Origin of the sequence: Kitasatospora nipponensis (assembly GCF_039528135.1) — a bacterium.
Classification (GTDB): Bacteria; Actinomycetota; Actinomycetes; order Streptomycetales; family Streptomycetaceae; genus Kitasatospora; species Kitasatospora nipponensis.
Genome location: NZ_BAAALF010000295.1, coordinates 1 through 6,759, shown reverse-complemented (window position 1 = coordinate 6,759; position 6,759 = coordinate 1). Strand labels below are relative to the sequence as shown.

At 75.2% G+C, this 6,759-nt stretch carries 5 protein-coding genes; 2 read left to right on the top strand and 3 right to left on the bottom strand.

Annotated features, from left to right (window positions below; all coding sequences use genetic code 11):
* Both ABD323_RS38625 and ABD323_RS38620 read left to right on the top strand, forming a co-directional pair.
* Window positions 1–1,965: polymorphic toxin-type HINT domain-containing protein (locus tag ABD323_RS38625; protein ID WP_344446785.1), on the top strand; the 1,965-nt coding region annotated here is incomplete at its 5' end.
* Window positions 1,962–2,597: a hypothetical protein gene (locus ABD323_RS38620; protein ID WP_344446784.1), complete on the top strand. Its 636-nt coding sequence runs from the start codon at window positions 1,962–1,964 to the stop codon at window positions 2,595–2,597. The genes ABD323_RS38625 and ABD323_RS38620, both read left to right, overlap by 4 nt.
* Before the next feature lie 64 nt (window positions 2,598–2,661).
* On the opposite strand, the gene ABD323_RS38615 is transcribed toward ABD323_RS38620, so the two are convergent.
* The 3 genes from ABD323_RS38615 to ABD323_RS38605 form a co-directional block, all read right to left on the bottom strand.
* A complete protein-coding gene (locus tag ABD323_RS38615) occupies window positions 2,662–3,228 on the bottom strand; it encodes a hypothetical protein (protein ID WP_344446783.1) in 567 nt (188 codons plus the stop codon).
* Between the two features lie 39 nt (window positions 3,229–3,267).
* Window positions 3,268–5,145, bottom strand: a complete 1,878-nt coding sequence (locus ABD323_RS38610; RefSeq protein ID WP_344446782.1) for an ATP-binding cassette domain-containing protein — start codon at window positions 5,143–5,145, stop codon at window positions 3,268–3,270.
* On the bottom strand, window positions 5,142–6,759 hold a 1,618-nt coding region (locus ABD323_RS38605), incomplete at its 5' end, for an ATP-binding cassette domain-containing protein (RefSeq protein ID WP_344446781.1). The genes ABD323_RS38610 and ABD323_RS38605, both read right to left, overlap by 4 nt.

Below are 6,759 nucleotides of genomic sequence, written 5' to 3'. Positions count from 1 at the left end.
CGCAGCGCGTCGGCCTCGGCGACCGCGGCCACCGCCTCGGCGGCGCAGGCCGCCCAGTACGCGGCCGACGCGCAGGCGGCGGCCGACCTGGTGAAGGCCTCGGCCCTCGCCGCCGGCAAGAGCGCGGCGGAGGCGCAGGCGGCGGCCACGTCCGCCCAGGGCGAGATCTGGAAGCAGCGTCAGGCCACCGCACTGGAGTCCACCTACCTGGCCGACACCGTCGTGGTCGACGACGACGGCCGGGTCTCGGCGGTCTTCAGCCGCCCGGAGGGCGACGTCAAGCAGGAGGTGGTCAGCGAGGACATGTCCAAGTGCGTCGCCGACGACCCCGGCACCCTGGCCAACTGGCTGTTCAGCGACGCCAAGACCTGGCACAAGAACGCTGCCGGGGTCGAGGTCTGCGACGTGCCGGTCAAGGTCCAGCCGCACGGCACCATGGACTACGAGCTCAAGACCTGCCCGACGGCGAACGTCAGCATCGCCGACTGCCAGGGCCAGTACACCAACGCGGACGTGACGCCGCTGACGTCCGTCAAGCTCGACGCCATCAAGCCGTTCGACGACACCATCGAGCTGACCTACGACGACTACGCCGCGCACTACAAGGTCTACTGCACCCCGGACGGCGGCTGCTCCACGGGCGACAGCGGCAAGATCCTGTGGCAGATGCTCACCGGCGACATCGTCAAGTGCTGGAACCACCCGGGCCTGAACGCCTCCTGCGCCTGGGCGGCGGCGACGGTACTGCCCGCCGGCACCCTGCTCAAGGGCGCCAAGGTCATCGTCGCGGCCAAGATCGCGATCGAGACCGGCGTCGCCATCGACGACGCCATGACGCTGGTGCGGACCACCAGCGACGTCATCAGCGCGGCGACGGCCGCTCGGGTGCAGGGCCTGGTCGACTCCGTCGCCCGGTTCCGGGCCACCCTGACGGACGGCGTCGGCACGGATGCGGCGCTGGCGGACCTGGCCCGGGACGGCACGGTCGACCGGACGCTGTACCAGGAGCTGCAGAACGAGGCCGAGGTCGCCACGGACGTCCGGACGACCTGTGAGGACAACAGCTTCCCGGCCGGTACCACCGTCCGGATGGCTGACGGCACCCTGCGGCCGATCCAGAACGTGCGGATCGGAGACCGGGTGCAGGCCACGGATCCCGCCACCGGTGCCACCAGCGCCCAGAGCGTGGTCAGCACCTACGAGCACGACACCACCCGCCTGGTCGACCTCGACATCGACCAGGTCGGCCGGGTCACCAGTACCGCCGGACACCGCGTGTACGTCGCGGGAACCGGTTGGCGCGAGGTGTCCGCGCTGCACGTCGGTGACGTGCTGCTCGGCCAGGACGGCACCGGACACCAGGTGCACGCCCTGCAGGACCGCGCCGGTGCGGCCCCCCAGAAGGTCTACGACCTGACGGTCGACGGCCCGCACACGTTCTACGTGCAGGGGCAGCAGGTCTCCGGTGCGGACCTGCTGGTCCACAACTGCCTGAGCCTGGTGTGGGACGAGGCCAACGACCCCCGCGCGCACACGATCTCGGACCACGTCGCCCAGGGCCCGTGGGGTGCGGGCGGCGCCACGGTGGGGGCTACCGATGCCGAAGCGCGGGCGATGGCCGCGGACAAGGGCATCAACGGCGTGTTCTCCAAGCTCTCCGTCGCCCAGGACGCGCTGAAGGCGGCCATCAGTGACAAGGGCATCGAGCGGCGGATCGCCCGGTGGCTGGGCGGGGCCGGTGGTGACTTCCTCGAGTTCGACATCGACGTCAACATCGTCGACGAGAACGGCCAGGCGATCACCTCGTTGGGTAAGGTCTACAAGGCGAACGGGCCGAACGTCGCCAACGTCGCGGTGTCGGACGCCGGCACCAAGGTCAGGATCCGCCTGCTGAAGGCCGACCTGCACAACAAGAAGAAGTGGGTGGTGGCCTCCATCTTCCCGCTGGCCAGGAGCGGTGCATGAGTGAACGCCACGGCGGACTGGAATTCGGTCTGACGCATCTGGTCCGGGCCTTCCACCTGAACTGGCGCTACGAGGGCAGCGACATCGAGGTGCTGACGTCGTACGTCGACCGGATGCCGACGGACCTCGTCGAGGCGGCGCTGGTAGACGCGCTCCGGGTGGCGGATCCCGCCGTTCCGGCCTGGGTGTTCGAGACGCTCTGGCTGGTCGGCACCGAGCGCAGCCACGACCTGCGGGCCCACGGGCGGGAACCGGCCGCGTGGCTCCAGCAGATCATCGGGCTGTGCCGGGGCAGGCTGGAGAAGGAGGGGTGGAGCTCTCCGCGGAGTGCTCTGCCCAGCCCCTACGGCCGCTTGACCGGGTCGGTGCTGGACGAGATCACGGTGGTCTCTGCCGCACTGCTGGAATCGGCGCTGCGTGACAAGTGGACCTACGTCCCCGGTGTCGTGCCCGCGCTCAGCCACGTCGCCGGCCACGCCTGTCCCGACCTGGCCTTCCGCTTCCTGCTGCGCGCGCTCACGCTGTTCGGGCCGCAGATCACGCGGGGTCAGTACGAGCGGTACGTGGCGCTCGGTGCGCAGTTCGAGTACGGGGAACTCCTGGTCGAGGGCTACGACCACCTGGTGGACTGACCACCGCCCACGAGGGCGCCACCGGGATCAGCGATGATCCCGGTGGCGCCCTTCTCCGTGTCCCCTACTCCACCAGGTCGGACCAGAAGGCGACGGTGGAGTGGGTCGGGTTCAGGTCGCCCTGGCGGCCGGTGAACTCGTGGTGGATGTAGTCGGTCAGGTCGGCGCCGTAGCTGATGATGTCGGTCTGGTACACCGACAGCACCGGGTGGCCGCTCTGGCCGGGGATGCCGGGCAGGTAGCGGTGGCCGTAGACCGGCACGAGCTGCGGGACCAGGGCGAGGTGGGCGCGCGCGGCGGCCAGCGCGTCCGGGACGGCCTCGGGGCGCTCACCCCACTGCGGGTACCAGAAGGTGTTGTGCTCGACGTCGAAGAGCACGCCCTCCACCGGCCACCCCAACATGTCGCGCAGCACCTCGGGTTCGCCGTCGCGCCAGTCGGGGAACCGGCCGCCGAGCGGCAGCCCGGCCCGCAGGAAGGTGCGGTGGTCGGCGGCGAAGCGGAAGCCGTAGCGCTGCTCGGCCCGGTCGAGCTCCTGCTCGCTCAGGCCCGGGGTGACCTGGTAGGAGAGCAGGCTCTGCAGCTCGCGCGCGGCGTCGAGGGTGAGGTGGTGCGAGGGGGACGTGGCCATGGGGTGAGCCTAGTGAACAGGCCCTGCCGCCCGGCGCGCTCAGCGCTCGCCGGCGGCCAGGCCGGCGGTCCAGTGGCCGAGCAGGTCGCGGTAGCCGCTGGAGTGGGCGGCCAGCTCGCGGGGGGTGCCGATGACCGGGCCGCCGGTGTCCAGCAGCAGGACGCGATCGGCGCGTTCGGCCGAGCTGATCCGGTGGGCGATGACCAGCAGGGTGCCGGGCCGGGCGCGGAAGGCCTCCTCGACCACCGCCTCCGCGGCCGGGTCGAGGTGGCTGGTCGCCTCGTCCAGCAGGGCGAGTGCGGCCGGGGAGAGGAAGGCCCTGGTGGCGGCCACGAGTTGGCGCTCACCGGCGGAGAGCAGGTGCGGGTCGAGCGGGGCGTCGAGGCCGCCGGTGCGGCGCAGCAGCTCCGTCAGCCCGAGCTGCTCGGCGGCGCTCTCCAGCTGCGCCGTACGGGCGGCGGGGCGCAGCTGGGTGAGGTTCTCGCGCAGGGTGCCGGTGAAGACGTACGCCTCCTGGGGGATCAACACGCGCAGGGAGGGCAGTTCGCCCGGCGCGATCCTCGCCAGCGGTCTGCCGCGCAGCCGGACCGTGCCGCGGGTGGGCTCGGCGAGGCCGGCCAGCAGGTCGGCCAGGGTGGACTTGCCGATGCCGCTGGGACCCACCACGGCCAGGTGCTCGCCCTCCGCCAGGGTGAGGGTGAGGCCGCCGAGGACCGGCTCGGCGCGGGCCTGGTGGGCGAACGCGAGGTCGGTCAGCTCCAGGGCGGGCGGCCGCGGCCGCCGGGCCGCCGACGCGGGCCGGGGCGCAGGCGGGGTGCCCGGGCCGGGTGCGGGTGGCGGTCCGGGCTGGTGGGCGGTGGCGGCCGCCAGCCGTTCGGCGGCCACGCTCAGCCGCAGGCCGGGGGGGCCGAGCCCCTGCACCAGGGTGCGCACCCCCACCCCCACCCGGCCCGGCCCCCCCGCCTGCCCCCCGGCCCGCGTCGGCGGCCCGGCGGCCACGCTCAGCCGCAGGCCGGAGGCGCTGAGCCCCTGCACCAGGGTGCGCAGCGCCGGCTCCAGGCTCACCGTCAGGTACCCGAGCGCGCCCACCACCTGTCCGGCCGTCAGCCGGTGGTCGCGCAGCAGGCTCGGCGCGGCGAGCAGGACGAGTGCGGCCGGCAGGTGGGCGCCGACCGCGACGGTCAGGCGGCGCCCGGCGGCCAGCGCGGCGATCCGGTGGCGGGCCCGGAGCTGGCGGGTGACGGTGGCGTCCAGGTCGGTGCCGGCCCGGCCGACCGCCCCGCAGGCCACCACGTCGCGCAGCGCGCCGAAGGTGTCGGCGGCGCGGGCGGCGAGCTCCTCCTCCGCGTGCAGCAGCTCGTGCTGCCGTGCCGCCAGCCGGGGCAGCAGCAGCACGAACGCGGTGAGCGCCAGGACCGGCGGTCCGGCCACCAGCGGCAGCAGGGCGGGGCTGAGCGAGGCGGTGCCGATCAGCACGAAGACCAGGGTGACCGCGAAGTGCCGGATGATCAGCAACTGTCCGGCCAGGCACTCGCGGACCGTCTCGATCTGCCGGGCGAGGCGGGCGACGGCCGCGGTGTCGGGGCGCGCGGCGCGACCGGCGGGCCGGCGCAGCGCCGCGTCGACCACCCGATGGGTGAGGCTGTCGCGCAGCGGTTCCACGATGTCGGCCAGCGGCGGGTACACCTGCCGGGCGCCGAACGCGCCGACCACCGTGACCAGCCCGAAGGCGAGCAGCCAGCCGAGTCCGGTCAGCGGTCGGTGCACCAGGAAGCCGCCGTCCAGCGCGCCGGCGATCAGCCGGACCGAGAGCGCGGCCTGCAGCGCCTCGGCCAGCGTCCAGGCGGCCATCACGGCCAGCGGTCGGCGCCGGCCGCGCAGCTCGCCGACCAGCAGCCGCCGGCCGGCGGGCGTCACGTCGCGCTCCCGGTGACGGCGGTCGGGGTGCCCGGCGGGACGGCGGCCGGGGTGTCCGGCGGGACGGCGGCCGGGAGGATCGGCGAGGGGTGGGCCGGCGGCGGGGGTGGGTCCGCTGCCGGCCGGGCGCGGAAGAGCGCGCGGTAGTCGCTCTGCCGCCACAGCTCGCGGTGCGGCGCCAGGGCGCGCAGGGTGCCGTGCTCCAACCAGGCGACCAGGTCGGCGGCGGCCGCGGTGGCCGGCCGGTGGGCGACCAGCAGCCGGGTGCGGCCCGCCGCGGCGCGGGTCAGCGCGGTGGCCACCCGGGCCTCGGTGGCGGTGTCCAGGCTGGAGGTGGCGTCGTCGAGGACGAGCAGCCGCCCGCCGTGCGCCAGCGCCCGGGCGATGCCCAGCCGCTGCGCCTCCCCGCCGGACATCGGCGCGTCCGCGAGGCGGGTGCGGTAGCCCTCGGGCAGCAGCCGGACGAAGCCGTCCGCCTCAGCGGCCCGGGCCGCCGCCCGCAGCAGGCCCGGCGCGGCGGCCGGTGGGTCGCGGTAGCCGAGCGCGTCCTCGACGGTCTCGCCCAGCAGCGCCGGGCGGGCGAAGGCGAAGGCGACCGCATGCCGCAGGTCGGTGGGCCGCAGCTCGGTGAGGGGGACGCCGTCGAGCAGGATCCGGCCCTCGTCCGGGTCCTCCAGCCGGCCGGCCAGTGCGGCCAGGGTGGACTTCCCGCAGCCGGAGCGGCCGACCAGCGCGAGCGTGCTGCCGGCGGGGACCCGCAGGCTGAGCCGGTCGAGCACCACCACCCCGCCGCGCCGGACGGTCACCTCCTCCAGCCGCAGCTCGCCGGGACCGGGCGGCAGCGGGCGCTGGCCCGGGCGCGGCGCGGGCAGCTCCAGCACCTCGGCGATCCGCCCGGCCCCGACCCTGGCCCGGGCCACCGCCAGCAGGCTCTGGGCGCTGCCGAGCAGGCCCAGGGCGAGGGTGCTGTAGGAGAGCGTGGCGAGCAGGTCACCGGGGGTGGTGCGGCCGGCCGCGACGCCGAAGCCGGCCACCGTGAGCACGGTGATCTGCAACAGCGGCGCCAACAGTGCGGTGTGCCACTGCACCTGGCGCTGGCTCTGCCACAACTCGCGCCCAGCCCGGTGCAGTTCGGGCAGTGGACCGAGTACCCGGGCGACCTCGGCCGACCGGGTCTGGCCGGCCCGGATGGTCCGCAGCCCGCCGAGCGCGTCCAACAGGCGCCCGGCCAGCGCGGCCTGGGCCCGCTGGTAGGCCGCGGCGCCGGCGGCGACCCGCCGTACGAAGAGTCGCACGGCGAGCAGGCCCAGCGGTGCGCCGAGCAGCAGCAGGGCGGCCAGTCGCGGGTCGATCAGGGCGAGCGCGACCAGCGCGCCGCCCGAGCAGAGCAGGTCGGCGCAGGCGTGGACGACGGCGGAGGGGGCCAGTGCCGCCTCGGGCGCGCTGCTGGCGAGCCGGGCCACCAGGTCGCCCACCGGGTGGCGCCGGGTCGCGCCGACGCCCAGGGCCAGGGTGCGCCCGATCAGGCGCCGGCTCAGCGCGGCGGTGGAGCCGGCCGCGCACCACGGGTCGGCGAACTGGGCCAGCGAGTCGGGCCCGGCGGCGGCGGGGCGC